Below are 16,426 nucleotides of genomic sequence, written 5' to 3'. Positions count from 1 at the left end.
TTTTCGTTTCGGTATCCAGTTTTCAAGGATCAAGAGTTTCCGGATTTAACTCCGGAAGAAGATCATATCATGTTTCCGAGCGGCTTGGCTACAAGCAAGTTCTGGAAACCAATATGTCCTTTGAGAGCTTAAACTCTCAAAACTGACCAACGAGTGAGTCACAGGCCTAAACCTGAGTTTGGAAGCAAAGCTTCCGATTTGAATGTTCTCATTGCAGAGAACGATTCTCCATAGAAAGGAGGTGATCCAGCCGCACCTTCCGATACGGCTACCTTGTTACGACTTCACCCCAATCATCTACCCCACCTTCGGCGGCTGGCCCCCTTGCGGGTTACCCCACCGACTTCGGGTGTTGTAAACTCTCGTGGTGTGACGGGCGGTGTGTACAAGACCCGGGAACGTATTCACCGCGGCATGCTGATCCGCGATTACTAGCAATTCCGACTTCATGCAGGCGAGTTGCAGCCTGCAATCCGAACTGAGACCGGCTTTGCTGGGATTGGCTCCACCTCGCGGCTTCGCTTCCCGTTGTACCGGCCATTGTAGTACGTGTGTAGCCCAGGTCATAAGGGGCATGATGATTTGACGTCATCCCCACCTTCCTCCGGTTTGTCACCGGCAGTCACTCTAGAGTGCCCAGCCTTACCTGCTGGCAACTAAAGTCAAGGGTTGCGCTCGTTGCGGGACTTAACCCAACATCTCACGACACGAGCTGACGACAACCATGCACCACCTGTCTCAACTTTCCCCGAAGGGCACCTAATGCATCTCTGCTTCGTTAGTTGGATGTCAAGACCTGGTAAGGTTCTTCGCGTTGCTTCGAATTAAACCACATACTCCACTGCTTGTGCGGGTCCCCGTCAATTCCTTTGAGTTTCAGTCTTGCGACCGTACTCCCCAGGCGGAGTGCTTACTGTGTTAACTTCGGCACCAAGGGTATCGAAACCCCTAACACCTAGCACTCATCGTTTACGGCGTGGACTACCAGGGTATCTAATCCTGTTTGCTCCCCACGCTTTCGCGCCTCAGCGTCAGTTACAGCCCAGAAAGTCGCCTTCGCCACTGGTGTTCCTCCACATCTCTACGCATTTCACCGCTACACGTGGAATTCCACTTTCCTCTTCTGTACTCAAGCTGCCCAGTTTCCAGTGCGACCCCAGGTTGAGCCCAAGGTTTAAACACCAGACTTAAGCAGCCGCCTGCGCGCGCTTTACGCCCAATAATTCCGGACAACGCTTGCCCCCTACGTATTACCGCGGCTGCTGGCACGTAGTTAGCCGGGGCTTTCTTCTCAGGTACCGTCACTCCGGTAGCAGTTACTCTACCGGACGTTCTTCCCTGGCAACAGAGCTTTACGATCCGAAAACCTTCATCACTCACGCGGCGTTGCTCCGTCAGGCTTTCGCCCATTGCGGAAGATTCCCTACTGCTGCCTCCCGTAGGAGTCTGGGCCGTGTCTCAGTCCCAGTGTGGCCGTTCACCCTCTCAGGTCGGCTACGCATCGTCGCCTTGGTAGGCCGTTACCCCACCAACTAGCTAATGCGCCGCAGGCCCATCCTTTAGTAGCAGATTGCTCCGCCTTTCATCCCAAACCCAGGAGGGTCAAGGAATTATCCGGTATTAGCTACCGTTTCCGGTAGTTATCCCAGTCTAGAGGGTAGGTTGCCTACGTGTTACTCACCCGTCCGCCGCTAAGCTTACCCCGAAGGATAAACTCCGCTCGACTTGCATGTATTAGGCACGCCGCCAGCGTTCGTCCTGAGCCAGGATCAAACTCTCCAATTGGTATTGAAAAGAGCGATAGCTCATTTTGAATCATCTGACGAGAATTTGCATTCTCTGATGAAATTTCTAAAGCGCGAAACACGCTGTGAAACTCATCTGTTTTGGATCTCACTTACGTGAAATCCCACTCACTCGTTGTTCAGTTTTCAAAGATCAAACTCGTCGTCGGCGATGATTATCTTCTCACCAGCAACTCTTATAATATATCACGTTCGGCCGATTAATGCAAGCTCTTTTTTTTAATTTCTTTTCGAGCTCGGCGTTTAACTTTCATGGCCGGAATAAGAATATACCATGTACAGAGATTCATTGCAAGCATTTTTTAATTCACTCTGTTTCCCGTCAGGTTCGCTATTTTTGTTCAGCAATGAAACTTATCCTAATCACCAGCGTCTAGACTGTATGATGTCCAAGCTCCGATTATTTATGTCTGCTTCCGAAAGAGGTGATCGCTTATGAAGACCCTTCACGACCTCTAGCTTCCCTTCTTAATAAGGAGGGCAGTCCGCCGCTACACATGCGAAACCTCTAATGGCAAATGGTACAGAAAAGTCTACTGCCCTTGGAATATCCGCGATTACAGTTTCTACAAAACGAAGCAGCAGGCGATCCGCGATTGGGAAACGTCTGACTGGGAGCGACATAGAAATCCCACGCTCACTAAGGCTGTTATGGACTGGTATAAGATGTACAAAAGGAAGTAGAAGAGTCAGAGGTAAATCAACAGGATGAATATTTAAAGATCCCCCGGCAGGGAAGCGCCGGGGGATCTTTTGACATATAAGGTTAAGCTCCTAAATGAATCCCGAACGTAGCAATCTCGCAAGGTCCAAGCTCCAGCAGATGCCGGGCATCACCCGAATCCGGCAATGGAGCCGTACTTTCTTCCAGAATGCCTGTGCGGTACAGATGTTCATGAGGCAGCCCCAGTTGTACATCCAGCTGTGCCTGTGAGCCGCTCATGTTATACCAGCGCAGTAGGAGGTCTCCGGTGGTCGCATTCATTTTCATAGAAGAAAATGCGGCTTCTGTGCCTTTCCAGCTCAGTGGTGAATAACCCGAAGTAATGGTGCCGGAGTGGATATCCGTCTGGAAAGTAGTCCACGGAGCCTGAAATTGGTACGCCTGAGCATATGCACCTGAAGTAATACCGTCTCCAGTATGCGGAATCAGCATTAGCTGTACGGTATGCTCGCCGAGGCATTGTGCCTCTGGTGTCGGGAACCAGCCCCAGTCGCCCAGTTCGCCTACGCTGCGAAGCAGGGTAACAGCAATTGTATTACGTCCGTCACGCAGCACCTCATATTCATTCAGGCCGAGATTGGCTACAGTCAGGCCAGCCTCAGCAGTGCTCACATCCACAAAAGACTGCTGATGCTGTGTATTGCTCGGATTCTGCCATTCTGCCGCTGGCTCGTTGTCCCGCTTGGCAATTTCGAACATGGAATCGGCGTGATGCACCGCAGTCTGCAAATCCGTAGGGAACAGCATACGCACACGGTGATCCTTCGCGGTATTGTTGATGGTGGATTCAATATGCAGCCCTTTGCCTTCACGTTCCAGCGAAATCACCGTGCGAAGCTGCAAAATCACCGTCCCGGTGCTGCGCTGTGCCTTGCGCTCCGGATAATAGACCAGCGCCCGCTGTTCTTCGTTCAATCTGGCGTCTGCTGAAGCGGGAATCTCCCAGGCATGTGTAATCTCAATAGCTGCACGAAAAGGGGTATCTTCCAGGACAGCAACCGCTGCATCCAGGCCTTTGGTTGTCAAAGGAAGCTCGCCATCCGGCTGTCTGTACATATATTCGTTGCCGATGTCCCCGGTATTCTCATAGATGCCAAGATCACGGTAGACCGCTCCGCTTTGCTTGTGATGCAGGCTGAAGGAGCCGTCTGCGGCGACTTCAACACGGACTGCTGCATTTTCCAGCACATGCCCGCCGCTCACGAGCGAAGGCGCAGCCGGAGCTGCTGCCGCTTGCTGTGTGGTCCAGGCATAGGCGCGAAGTCCAAGCGCCGGAACTTCAGCCGCTTCAAAGGTAAGCTTGACTCTGCGGCACATGAAAGGCTGGCGGAACTTGTCGTCCGGCAGATCGTAGCCGAATTCTAGACCCAGATCCTCCACGGTGCAGGCAAGTGCCTTACCGCTGTCATCCAGCAATACCCGGCCGGAGAGATCGAATTCCTGCATTCTGCGGGAGGTCTCTTCCAGGCCGTAGCCTTCACGCAGGTACAAGCGGGCGGCATCGAGTTCAATGCTGACAGTGCCCGTGCGGCTCCAGCCTGTAGTGTTCATCACCACAAAAGGAACAGCTTCCGCAGCGCCCGCAAAAACAGAGGTATCAACAGCCCCGGCGATAAATCTGGCGCTGTCTTCAATGATGCTTTCTGCTATGTGGCGGCTTTTATCAAAACGGGTCACCATCTCGCGGTGCACCTCGTCCACACTGCAGCCGCAGATGCTGTCATGCGGATGGTTCTGCATCAGCGTCTTCCAGGCGTAGGTAAACAGATGATGCGGATAGTCTTTGCCGGCAAGCCCCGCGATGGACGCCAGCGGCTCGGCTGCTTTTTCAAGCAGGGCCTGGCCCTTCTGGTTCATCTGCTTCAAATACACACGGGCCGAAGCCGTATTGACAAGCGTGCCCCAGCCGTCGGTCCGCTGGCTCCGCAGCTCGCCTGTAACGGAGGACAGCTCCAGTGTGCCGGACTCCCCTCCCTTTTCCAGTTCAGCATTCAGCGCATCCAGGTAATCCGGGAAGTTCGAATGAACGAACTCCACACCCGGATAAAGCGCCTGCGCAGTGGCAATCGCCTCCGGCAAATCGAGCTGCAGCGGCTGATGGTCACACCCGTTCATGAACAGCAGCTCGCCTGTGGATGCATACTTCTCTGCATCTGCAAGCTTCCGGTCCCAAAACTCCCGCGCAGCAGCTTCGTCCACCGGAACTTCGTTGCCGTTGGAATACCAGTTGGCGAAGAGAATACCAAGAATACGGGAGCCGTCCGGCCCTTCCCAGATCAGCTCGGAGAACGAAGACTCGTAGCCGCCGTCCGATACGGTATTATTAAAGCCGGTAGGCTTCACGCCTCTGCCGAAGAAGGCATTGCGGATGCCGGATTGGAGCATAAGCTGCGGCGTCTGGCCGACGAGGCCGAAGGTATCGGGGAAGTAGCCGATTTTGGACGGCTCGCCGTATTTCAGAGCATCCTGATGGCCGATCTGCATATTGCGCACATTAGCCTCACCGCTCGTAAGAAAAGCATCCTGCAGAATGTACCAAGGGCCAATCAGAATCCGTCCAGCCCGGATATGCTGCTCCAGACGTTGTTTGTTCTCGGGGCGGACCTGGAGGTAATCCTCCAGAATAATCGTCTGGCCATCCAGATAAAAGCTGCGGAAGGCTGTACTGCTGTCTAATTTATCGAGTAACGCATCCACCAGCTGCACCAGACGGACATGATGCTTCTCGTAGGGCAAATACCATTCCCGGTCCCAGTGGGTGTGGGAAACGATATGTGCGGTTTTTTTCTTCGTCATAAGTCCCATCTCTCCCCTTAAATCTTGCTCAGTATGTTGTAACCGCAGTTTCTTCCGCCCTGTACACAGAAGTCAGCTGCCCTTGCTTGTCTGCCGCAAACAGTACGGAACGTTCTTTCTCAAGCCGGAAGCTGTAGCTCACCCCAGTCTGTCGGTCTTTGACTTCAATGTCCGCGTCCCAAGCATATTCCGATACGAAAATGTAAAGCGCTCCTTCGGCAAAATCCAACTTACGCCCGTAGACGCCCGGCATATCGCCCCCGCTGATCCATTCCAGTCCGGCAGAAACGCCTGAGCGTTCCGCCGCATAGCGGTAAAGCTCGGCAATGGGTTCGTCGCGTTCATTCAGTTCCAGCGGAAGCGGGCACCAGATAAGGCGTCCCTTCCCCAGAGGGAGGTCCATTACGGTGTCTCCGGGCTCTGCCGGACGGGCGGCGGCGGTATCCCGCACTTGCACTTCTTTTACCAGTTCAGCAATCCGGCGCTGCCCGTAGGAAACGGCAAAGGTTTTACCGCCAAGCTTCATACGTTCCTCGCGCCGCACATTGCTCAGTTCACGCGTGCCAAGGAGCTCCACAAGACGTTCGGACGGCTGCCAGTAAGCGTTGAGGCCCAGCGTACCCGTCACCAAAAGCACTGCACCAGTGCGTTCCACGAATCCAATCAGTTTGTCCATCGCGCCGTCATCCAGATTATGTGCACTCGGCAGCAAAATCAGTTTCGGCGGCTGGGCTTCCAGCGCTTCCAGGCCATATTCCGAAACTCCACGGAACGGCAGGCGCAGCTGGTAGGACAGAATGCGTGTCAGCCGGGTGGTGGCGTCATAGGCGAGCTTACGGTTAGAAAAATCGTTGGAATACGGGAAAATAACGGCGATATCCTCAAGCTTCCGTCCCGTAAACAAATTCCCCGCCTCCGCTATGAAACGTCCGAAATCATACGAGACATCCGCCTCAGGCTTTTCGGTGCCATCCGCGCGCAGTGCGCCGATCTGCGATTCATTGGCATTATCCATATAAAAGTTGGTGTTCCAGATCCACTGAACCGCTCCCGCTCCACCTGCAGCAAAGGCATAGGCATACTTGCGTTCCAGGATGGAGCGCAGCTCTTCCTCGGTTCTTTTGGCGCGTCCGTCCGGGGTTTCGACATACATAATTCCGGTTTCCTGCACCAGGTTGGGTTTGTTCTCTGTTTTGGCAAAGATCCCGCTCCACAGCAGATTGTCGTTCAGCCACCAACTATGGACGGTTGTGTAATCTACGGCCTGTTCGTAAAAGAACGGCGAAGGTCTTTGCGCGCCCAGCGCTTCGTCCTGGCCTACGGTCACCAGCTGCGCGGGGTTGAGCTCTTTGATTGCTCCATATAACTCCTTGGCCCAAACGTTATGCATGTCCATGGAAAACAGGCAGTAATCGAGCCAGCGGGTTCCGCGTTTCCCGGAATGAATATCCTGGATGCTGAAGTTGATCTCTGCTTGTTCCGGGGGGCGTGCCGATACAAAATCGGGCAGCTCCAGCGGTGTCATGTTCCAGCGCTCCTGAAGAACGGTGATGCTGCCATGACGCTGCTCCAGCCAGGCGGAAAAGGCCTGCTGTTCATGGCTGTCACCCGCAGTGCTCGGTCCGTCCGAGAAGATGCGCGGCGGATCGAACATGGACGGCTCATTAATTAAGTCCCAATCCACATGGGTTGTGTGAACGTGCCGGGCAACAATGGAGCGGATAAACCGTTTTTGGCCCTCTACACTGCGCGGGTCGAGATAAGGATTGCGCCCCTCCCAGGTCTCCGGTGTAAAGGAGAAGAAGGTAAAGGTCACCTGTAGGTCGTGTTTTTTGGCCGTCTGCAGAAAAGCATCAATGGCCCGCATCACCTCTTCGGAGGCATGGCCGTCGACCTGCATGATATTGCGGTAAGCAGTCCAGATGCCGGTGCGGATCCAGTTGATCCCGGCCTTCTTCATCTGTGCCATATCGCGGTTCCATACGGCTGCGTTCGGCAGGAAAAGAAACTTCCGTGCCACATCCGAAGTCATATAAGTCATGCCTACGACCGGCAGCGGACGTCCATTCTTCTGGAAGTAGTCCCTCCCGGCTGTGATAGGCTCGCCTTGCGCAAGCAGTGCGGCATCATAACCCCAGAAGCCCTGGCGCAGCACGCGCTGCTCGCCGTCCTCCGCCTCCGCATGGCAGACCAGATCATACAGGCCCGGTTCAAGCTCTACAGGGATTGGCAGACGGAAAAAGTTCATTTCCGTGCCGGCCATGATCCCGCTGCTGTGCTCGAAGCAAGGGGAGGCCGCTCCGTCCTTCTGCAAGGTAAACTGAAGCTGCCAGTTTTCCTGTCCCGCCCCGGTGCGGCTTAACCGCTGGCTTTGCAGGCTGATCATTGGCCGCTCGCCCTGCTCATAGGAGGCGTAGTTCGGCTTCAGCCACAGCTCGGTGACGCCTTTGGCGGCAAAGGCCGCGCAGGCCGCGAGCAGCTTCAGGCCTTCGTCCCCGCAGTGCTCAGGCGTAAGCTTCTGGCCGATGAAGATCCAGCGCGCTCCGGCGAAGGGGCCGCCGACATGCTCCCACAGCACAGCGGGAGCAGATACCTCACGGCCTTCCGCCGAGATGCCCTTCAGCAGCGGATAGATCCGGGTATCCATGGGGCCGCTTGCGCCCATTTGCTCCGGCAGATCGCTGCTTTTGGTCACGTGCGGCACCAGATTCCAGGTGTCCGCCGGTGCGAGCAGCCTCTCGCGGCCTGCGAACAGAGGGATGTCCGCAAGGGCGGCGTGAGCCTGGACACGCCCGCCGTCCACCCGCAGCGCTTCATGAATATGAAGCTGCCGGTGGTAGGCGGTCTGCTCGGCTTCCGCCTGCCAGACGCCATTGTCGCGGCGCATCGGAACCTTGAACGGTGCGCCGCCGATGTTCAGCAGTCCGCCGCCGCGCTGAAGGTAGGCCAGGATGGAGCCCCAGGCCTCCTTCGGAAAATAGGGGGCGTGCAGGTTGATGAAACATGCGCCAGGCCCGGCGGCATCCAATGCCGCTGCCAGCCGCTCCGCATCGGCAGTATGGACAGCATGGGCACCTTGGGCGCTGGCGGCGCCATGCTGTAATTCACCAAGGCGCTGAGCCTGTTCCTGTATCCGTCCGGCGGATGCAGAATAGCCGGGGAACAACGGGTCGCTGAACAGAATCACATTGCCCGCACTCACAGCTGGCCATCCTTCATCATCCGGTACACCAGCTGGGAGAACAGGCTGTTTGACCAGGCGAACCAGCTGCGGGTGAACACGGACGGGTCATCGGCATGGAAGCCTTCGTGCATGAAGCCGGTATCCGCATCTGTGTTTTCCAGCAGGGCGACCAGTTCCAGCTTTTCTTCCACAGATTGTGCGGTAATTCCCTGCATGGACAGGGCCATATGCCAGATATAATCCTTCGGTGTATGCGGGCTGCCGATGCCTTTGGCTGCTGTTCCTTCATAATAGAAAGGATTTTCTTTACTGAGCGCAAACCTTCTGGTGTTCTGATAGATCAGATCATCCGCAGTGGTATAGCCCAGATACGGAATGGAGATCAGCCCGGGGGTTCCGGCATCATCCATCAGGCAGTAATTGCCGAAGCCGTCTGTCTCATAGGCATAAATCGGCCCGAACTCAGGGTGACGGTAAATTCCGTACAGCTTGATCCCGTAGTCGACCTCGAATTCCAGCTCTTTCAGTTCAGCCAGCAGATCCATGTCCCGGAATACCCACTCGGCGAACTCCTGCATCTGGCGCAGGGCTACAACAGCAAACATATTGCCGGGGATATTGTAGTGGAAATCGCAGGCATCATCGCTGGAGCGGAAGCCGGACCAGATCATTCCTGTATAGTTCACCGGCATGCCGAGGCCCTTGTTGCGCAGCGAGTCCTCAGGAATGCCGTTGTTGCGGGTGAAGCGGTAAGGCGACTGCTCGAAGTGGCGCTGCTCTCTGCGGAACAAATCAATTATCGTACGCAAAGCAGACTTGAACTCCGCATTGAAAAAATCGGTAACACCGGTTTCCTTCCAGTAGGTATAAGCCAGCCGCACAACGAAGCAAAGCGAGTCAATCTCAAACTTCCGCTCCCAGACCCACGGGGACATCTCCGTGACATCGGTGGTGTTCCAGTGCCAGTCATTGGCCGACTCATTAAAAGCATTGGCGTAAGGATCAATGTGGATGTACTGGATATGACGTTTGATCAGGCCGCCGATGATGCGCTGGAGGTCCGGGTCATTTTTGGCTAAGGGGACATAATGAATGACCTGCTCCACAGAGTCGCGCAGCCAGGAAGCCGGGATATCTCCGGTAATGATAAAGGTCGTACCGTCATCAAGCAGCTTGGTGGTCGTCTCCAGAGTATTGGGAAAACAGTTTTTGAACAGCTGCAACAGCTTCGGACGGTGGGCCAGCTTCTTTTCGGCTTCAGCCAGTACCTCCTGTACGGCTTGCGGCAGCGTAAGCTCCGGCATTGGGATTTTCGGTAGTCTGAATTGTTCCAAGGAAGGTACACTCCTTATGTTCATGTAGGTAGAATAGTCATGTAAACTTTACAAACCGGGGAGCCGAGACAGATCAACTGACACGTTCTATGGCCCCCCCCGGCTTAAAGTTGGGTTGCAGGGTGCAGGTACAGCTGGAGTTGCGGTTGCAGTTACAGTTGCAGTTACAGTTACAGTTACAGTTACAGTTACAGTTACAGTTACAGTTACAGTTACAGGTGCAGGTGCAGGTGCAGGTGCGGTTACGGTTGCGATGGCAGCTACGAATGCGGTTGCGGTTCAGTTACCGTTACTGCTGCGGCTACAGCTACGAATGCGGTTGCGGTTGTGGTTGCGGTTCTGACTGCGACTGTGGTTAATCCGCTATGCTAAGTGGAAAAACTCCCACTATTTATTACTGTTGGCCCCTCTATAAATGAATAGTGGGAAAAAGTAAACTTAATCCGCCCTCCCAGGCTAATTAACAATCAATTTCACCGAATTAGGTGGAGTAATTCCCACTAATTGCTGGTGGGCAGCGGTTTTCGGGCAAAATAGATGGAGAAATTCCACTTAGCCACTTACGGGTACACTTGTAGACACACTTGTTGGCAAACTTATAGGCACACTTGTAGACACACTTATAGGCACACTTATGGGCACACTTATGGGCACACTTGTAGGTACACTTGTAGGTACACTTAGCTATTTATGGACGCACTTATAGGCACACTTAGTCACACTTAGGCACTCTTAGCCACTTATGGGCATACTTAGCTACTTATGGACGCACTTATAGTCACACTTAGGCACTCTTAGCCACTTATAGGCACACTTGGGCACCTTATGAGCAAGGCAAAGTATGAGTTTACCGAATGTAAATAGTCTTGATCTCAAACGGAGCAAAATTCAGCTCGAATTCACCTTCGTGGTGGATTACAGGCTCCAGTTCCGCTTCCAGAGCATTCGATATATAAATTTCGCTAAAAGGCTGATTCCAGGCCAGCTTCACGGTTTCGCGCCCGCCGGAGGATTCATAGAGCCGCAGGACACTGCCGCGCCCATCCTCAGCAGGCTTCACTGTATCCAGCACAACATGCTGCCCGTCAAAGCGGATAAAAGATCCGGTGGACGGCAGCTGTCCAGTCGTCTTCCCATCAGCGGCGATGGCCGGAACCTCATGATTCAGCTCTGCGGCCTTGCGCAGCGTATGCGCACTGCGCCAATCCCCGGTGTGAGGATAGAGTGCATATGTGAAGTCATGGGCACCCTGGTCCGCAACCTTATCCGGCCATTTCGGCGCACGCAGCAGAGACAGGCGGATGGTGCTGCCTTGAATATCGTAGCCGTATTTGCAGTCATTGAGCAGGCTGACGCCGTAGCCATGTTCGGATACATCGGCAAAACGGTGCCCGCAGACCTCATATTGCGCCTGCTCCCAGCTGGTATTGCGGTGCGTCGGACGCTCCAGCGCCCCAAAAGGAATCTCGTAGGTCGCTTTGTCTGCAACCACATCGACCGGAAATCCGACCTTCAGCAGCTTGTGGGCTTCGTTCCAGTCCACATGTGTTTTAAAATCGATCCGCCGGTCATGGGCATACAGGATCAAATCCTGTGTGATTTCGGATTGGCCCAGCTTCCAGCGGAATCTCAGCACATCCTGGACTTTGCCGGAGTGAAGCACATACTTCTCCACCAGTTCGGCCTCACCGGCGGGCTGGGCTTCATAACGGCTGTCAATGTCCCAGGCATCCCAGAGCGTCGGACGGTCGTGGAAGAAGTGGAACCGGTTGGCGCGACCGCCCGGCTGCACGACTTCACGGCCTGCCGATTTGTCGAACAGGCTGGTAATTTCGCCCCGTTCATTGAAGGCAAGACGATAATGCGGTGTTTCCCAGCTGTCGTTCAGCTCCCTTCTTTCCGGCATGCTGCCCGTCACGGCCTCATCGACTTGTCTAAGCCATACCGTCTTATAACCAAAGCCCGGAATGGACGGGACATGAATATAAGCAGTGACTTGGCCTGTAGCTTGTTCTGTAGCTCGTTCTATAGATTGTTCTGTTGCTTGTTCTTCACCTTGTTCTGCACCTTGCTCTGCCGCTTCATCCCTAGCGGACAGATCGGCAGCAAGATCCAGATGCAGCGGACTTCCGGCCTCGTCATAAGCCGCCCAGGTCCGGCCTTCCGGCAAGTGAACCGGGACTACGGCATCCCGTTCCCAGCCAAGGCTGTTGAACAGCACGTAAGGTATACCTTCGCCTGCTGCTGCCACTTGGGCTGTCAAGGCTTCCAGCCCCGGCTGGAGCGACGATTCCCCAAGGGCGAAGACCTCGCGGTATTCCTTCTCTGAGGTTTCATAGGCTTCGGTGATGGCCGAGCCGGGAATAATGTCGTGGAACTGGTTGAGCAGCACCAGCTTCCAGCCTTTATGCAGCTGTCCGGCAATGCTGCGCTGCAGCTCTGGCGCTATGGACGAACCTGCCAGCGTCTGCCACAGCTCCGCCTCACGGTACAGAATCTCCGCCTTGCGGTTATTCCGTTTGTTGCGCCCGTGTGTGGTATACGTGCCCCGGTGCAGCTCCAGGTACAAATCACCGCGCCATTCCGGCAGCTGCGGCTGCCGCTCCCCGATGCCGGAGAAGAACCCGGCAGCATTGCTGAACGTGCTGGCAGGCTGGCCGACCATCAGCTCCGCACGGCGGATGTATTCCAGCATCTCGCGGGTCACCCCTCCGCCGCCGTCGCCATGGCCGTAGAGCAGCATCTGCTCGTTGTGGATATTCTTTTCACGGAAGGATTGCCAGTGATCGTGGACATCCTTCGGCAGGGTATTCTCGTTCACCCCATGGTTGAGATAAGACAGCATGGAGGTGCCGTCAATGCCGACCCAATGGAACAGATCGTAGGGGAACACATTGGTGTCGTTCCAGCCGAGCTTCGTGGTCATGAAATACCGCACGCCGCCATGCCGCAAGATCTGCGGAAGCGATGCGCAGTAGCCGAAGGTATCCGGCAGCCATTCAATGTCCGAGGTTTTGCCGAATTCCTCCAGGTAGAACCGCTGGCCGTAGAGCATCTGGCGCATCAGCGACTCACCGCTCGGAATGTTCAGATCCGGCTCCACCCACATGCCGCCGACCAGCTCCCAGCGACCTTCGCGGATTCTCTCTTTGACCTTGGCGTACAGAACCGGATCGTTGTCCTTGAGATATTGGAACAGCTGCGGCTGGCTCTGGGCAAATTGATATTCCGGGTATTCCTCCATTAGGGCGTTCACGGTTGAGAAGGTGCGGCTGGTCTTCCGCACAGTCTCCCGTGCAGGCCACAGCCAGGCAATGTCGATATGCGACTGGCCGACCATATGAATGGTGCCTTCCGCGTTTCCGCCAATGCCTGCAATGTCTGCGCGCAGCTTCTTTTCAAGGGCGGCGACGGCACTCCCTTCACGGACGGCAGTCTCATCCATATTCAAAAATCCATCGATTACACGGTACAAGGCTTCAAGCATCCGGGTCCGGCGCATGTCCGCTTCCGGCAGCAGAACGGCCGCATCGCGGACGATTACAGCGCTGTACATCAAGCTCTGTACCGCTTCATTCACCAGTACAAGCATTGTACGGATCGCCCGGACCGGCGGCTGGATCACCGCCTGCTGGTTCAACGGGTCCACCGGCTCCGGGATCGGATCGAACAATTCGATCTCCAGCTCCAGCGGTCTTCCGTCCGGGGATGGTTCAAGGGCCGCAAAGGTGTGGTTCCGGTCCAGTCCCTGGCGTGACTCTCCGTTCACCCGCAGCAGCCCCTCGCCTCCCGACTCAAAAATCAGGCCCGCCCGCTGACCGGCCCATTCCGCAGGTACCGCAAGTGTACGCCGAAAAAAGTAAGTGGTTCCTTGAACGCTTGGAAACAGGGTGAAATCCCCGCCCTCGGTATACGGCCGCATTCCGTCGTATTGCCCCGGCACGGTATACACCCCAGCCTGAATATCCCAACCCTCAAGCTTCTGCTGTTCCAGCCATTGCCGCTCGGACAGCTCACGGATAAATCTTCTAATCCGTTCCATGTGTACCCTCCATGACATTTAAGTCTTGTTCCAGCACATCGTTAACATGGCTGCCCACCAGTATCTTGAAGGCTCCCGGTTCTACAACAGGCTGATAGTCCGGGCCGATATACTGCAGCTGCTCCGCGCCGATTTCAAATTCCACAATTTGCGCTTCGCCCGGAGACAGCGTGATTTTGCGGAAGCCCTTCAATTCCTTGGCGGGTCTTGTAACCTTGCTGGCAACATCTGAGATATACAGCTGAACTACTTCAGCTCCGGTAAGTTCACCTGTATTCTCTACCCGCACGGTTACTGTTGCGGTTTCGTCCGCAGTGATTGCCTGCGGCTCTACCTTGAGCTCAGAGTAGCTGAAGCTTGTATAGCTCAGTCCGAACCCGAACGGGTAACGCGGCTGCGAATCCGCTTCAAGATATCTTTTGCCGCGCGAGCGTTTGCCGTTGTAGTACACCGGTAGCTGGCCTGCATCCTTCGGCCAGGAAATCGTCAGCCGGCCTGAAGGATTCACGTCCCCGAACAGAATATCCGCCACCGCATGGCCGCCCTCCTGACCAGGGTACCAGGCTTCCAGAATCGCGTGGGCATGTTCTTCAATCCATGGCTCGCTGACGGGACGGCCGTTGATATAGACCACGACAAGCGGTTTGCCCAGCTTATGAATCTCCTGCGCCAGTTCCAGCTGCACCCCTGAAAGGGCCAGGGAGATCCGGTCAATGCCTTCCCCGCAGTCCATATCGCTCCAGGAATGCTCCGTCACCTTCGAGGCGCCAGTCTTCAGATCAATCGTGCCTTCGCCGAAATCGCGGGCGCTTGATCCGCCGAGCACCATCACCACGGTATCGGCCTGCTCTGCGCAGGCGAGCGCTGCTTCGAAGCCTTCTCTGGAGTCGCCTTTGATCCGGCAGCCCGGGGCGTACAGCACCCGCTCCGCCCCCAGCTTGCTGCGCACACCGTCCAGTACGGTTACGATGCTGGAGCGCTGCTGCGGCGAGGTATAGTCGCCCAGCTGATTGTAAGGCGCATCGGCGTTCGGTCCGATCACGGCAACCTTGCCGGAGCCGCCGATGCCGCTGCTCTCGCCTATGCCGGTGGCACTGCCACTGCTGTCGCTTGTGCCAGTGGCGTTGCTGTTGCCTGTGCCAGTGCCGCTACCGTCGGTTCCTCCGCTGTCGCCTATGCCGATGGCGCTGCCGCCGATGCCGCTGCTCTCGCCTATGCCAGTGGCGCTGCCGTCTTTGCCGCTGCTGCTGGTGCTTCCGGCGCTGCCGGTACCTCCTTTGCCGCCGGATAGCGGCAGCGTGCCGCCCTCATTCTTCAGCAGAATGATGCTCTCAGCAGCCAGCCTGCGGGCAAGCTCCCGGTGCTTCACGCTGCCGATGAACTGTTCGGCCGCATCCGGGTCGGCGTACGGCTGCTCGAACAGGCCAAGCTTGAACTTCAGCTCCAGCACCCGCTGCACCGCGCGGTCCAATATCCCCTCCGCGAGCTTGCCGGTGCGGACGGCATTCACCAGATGCTTGCCGAACATCGCGCCGGACATCTCCATATCAATGCCTGAAGAAATGGCCTGCACCGAGGCATCCAGTCCATCCTCGGCTACATCATGGCCGGCAGCCAGCATCTCAATCGCTCCGCAGTCTGTGATCACCAGACCATCAAACCCCCACGCTCCACGGAGAATATCTTCCATGAGTGCAGTATTCGTCGTACAGGGTACGCCGTCGATTTCATTGTAGGCCGGCATAATGGAAACAGCGCCCGCTTCAACCGCCTTCTTGAACGGCAGCAGATCGACTTCAAGCAGCTCACGCCAGCCCATATGCACCGGCCCGGCATTGCGGCCGCCCTCGGAGCTGCCGTAGCCGACGAAATGCTTCAGTGTTGCGCCTACACTCTCCTGACTGCTCAGTGATTCACCCTGCAGCCCCTCGACAGAGGCGGCAGCCATCTCGCTGATCAGATAGGCATCCTCGCCAAAGCACTCCTCCGTGCGGCCCCAACGGGGATCGCGCACGACATCCAGCACAGGCGAATAGGTCACTGTCCCGCCCTGGCTCCGCGTCTCCAGGGCCACCGCCCGGCACATTTCCCGGTACAGGTCCACATTCCATGCGCTTCCGAGCGACAGCGGAACCGGGAACACGGTAGCTCCAATCGCCATATGGCCGTGCGAGCATTCTTCTCCGATCAGGATCGGAATCCCCAGCCGGGAATTCTCGATGGCATAACGCTGCAGGGCGTTCACCGCTTCCGCCCCCTGGCGCGGGGACAGCCCGCTGGCCAGCGTCACTCCGGTCCACGGGTCGGCGCGAAGCATACCATATAGCGAGCCGATGCCCGTCTCCGCCACCTGGCGTTTGAAATCTTCCGTCAGTGTAATTTCTCCATCTGTATGTTCATAGGCCTGCCAGCCGAAGGGCTGAACCAGCTGTGCGGCCTTTTCTTCCAAGGTCATCAGTCCCAGCAGATGCTCTGCCCGTTCTGCGGACGGTCTGCTTGGATCTTTATATGTCATTCTCTGCACTCCCTCTCTCTGCTAAC

General features: G+C 56.0%; 5 protein-coding genes and 1 rRNA gene. All 6 read right to left on the bottom strand.

From position 1 onward, the window contains the following. Positions 1–234: 234 nt before the first annotated feature. Positions 235–1,785, bottom strand: a 16S ribosomal RNA gene (locus PRIO_RS04980). Positions 1,786–2,571: 786 nt separating this feature from the next. Continuing rightward, complete coding sequence (locus PRIO_RS04975; protein ID WP_020427466.1) at positions 2,572–5,325, bottom strand: alpha-mannosidase; 2,754 nt, start codon at positions 5,323–5,325, stop codon at positions 2,572–2,574. A 28-nt stretch (positions 5,326–5,353) separates the two neighbouring features. Then, positions 5,354–8,527 carry an alpha-amylase family protein gene (locus PRIO_RS04970; RefSeq protein ID WP_020427467.1) on the bottom strand — a complete coding sequence of 1,058 codons (3,174 nt, stop codon included), beginning with the start codon at positions 8,525–8,527 and terminating at the stop codon, positions 5,354–5,356. Continuing rightward, positions 8,524–9,843, bottom strand: a complete 1,320-nt coding sequence (locus PRIO_RS04965) for a glycoside hydrolase family 125 protein (protein ID WP_020427468.1) — start codon at positions 9,841–9,843, stop codon at positions 8,524–8,526. Before PRIO_RS04965 ends, PRIO_RS04970 begins: the two co-directional genes overlap by 4 nt. Positions 9,844–10,690: 847 nt before the next feature. Further along, a complete protein-coding gene (locus PRIO_RS04960; RefSeq protein ID WP_046501309.1) occupies positions 10,691–13,885 on the bottom strand; it encodes an alpha-mannosidase in 3,195 nt (1,064 codons plus the stop codon). Then, positions 13,872–16,400, bottom strand: a complete 2,529-nt coding sequence (locus PRIO_RS36575) for a glycoside hydrolase family 3 N-terminal domain-containing protein (RefSeq protein ID WP_020426135.1) — start codon at positions 16,398–16,400, stop codon at positions 13,872–13,874. The genes PRIO_RS04960 and PRIO_RS36575 overlap by 14 nt, the downstream gene beginning before the upstream one ends. Positions 16,401–16,426 lie beyond the last annotated feature (26 nt).

It is taken from the genome of Paenibacillus riograndensis SBR5, from assembly GCF_000981585.1.
Lineage (GTDB): Bacteria > Bacillota > Bacilli > Paenibacillales > Paenibacillaceae > Paenibacillus_AQ > Paenibacillus_AQ riograndensis.
Note: the sequence above shows the minus strand (reverse complement) of the source record. Positions and strands in the feature narration are given on the sequence as shown.

Bases quoted from the DNA above. Each gene is read 5' to 3' on its own strand.
- PRIO_RS04975 (WP_020427466.1), bottom strand. From the start codon at position 5,325: ATGACGAAGAAAAAAACCGCACATATCGTTTCCCACACCCACTGGGAC.
- PRIO_RS04960 (WP_046501309.1), bottom strand. From the start codon at position 13,885: ATGGAACGGATTAGAAGATTTATCCGTGAGCTGTCCGAGCGGCAATGG.
- PRIO_RS36575 (WP_020426135.1), bottom strand. From the start codon at position 16,400: ATGACATATAAAGATCCAAGCAGACCGTCCGCAGAACGGGCAGAGCAT.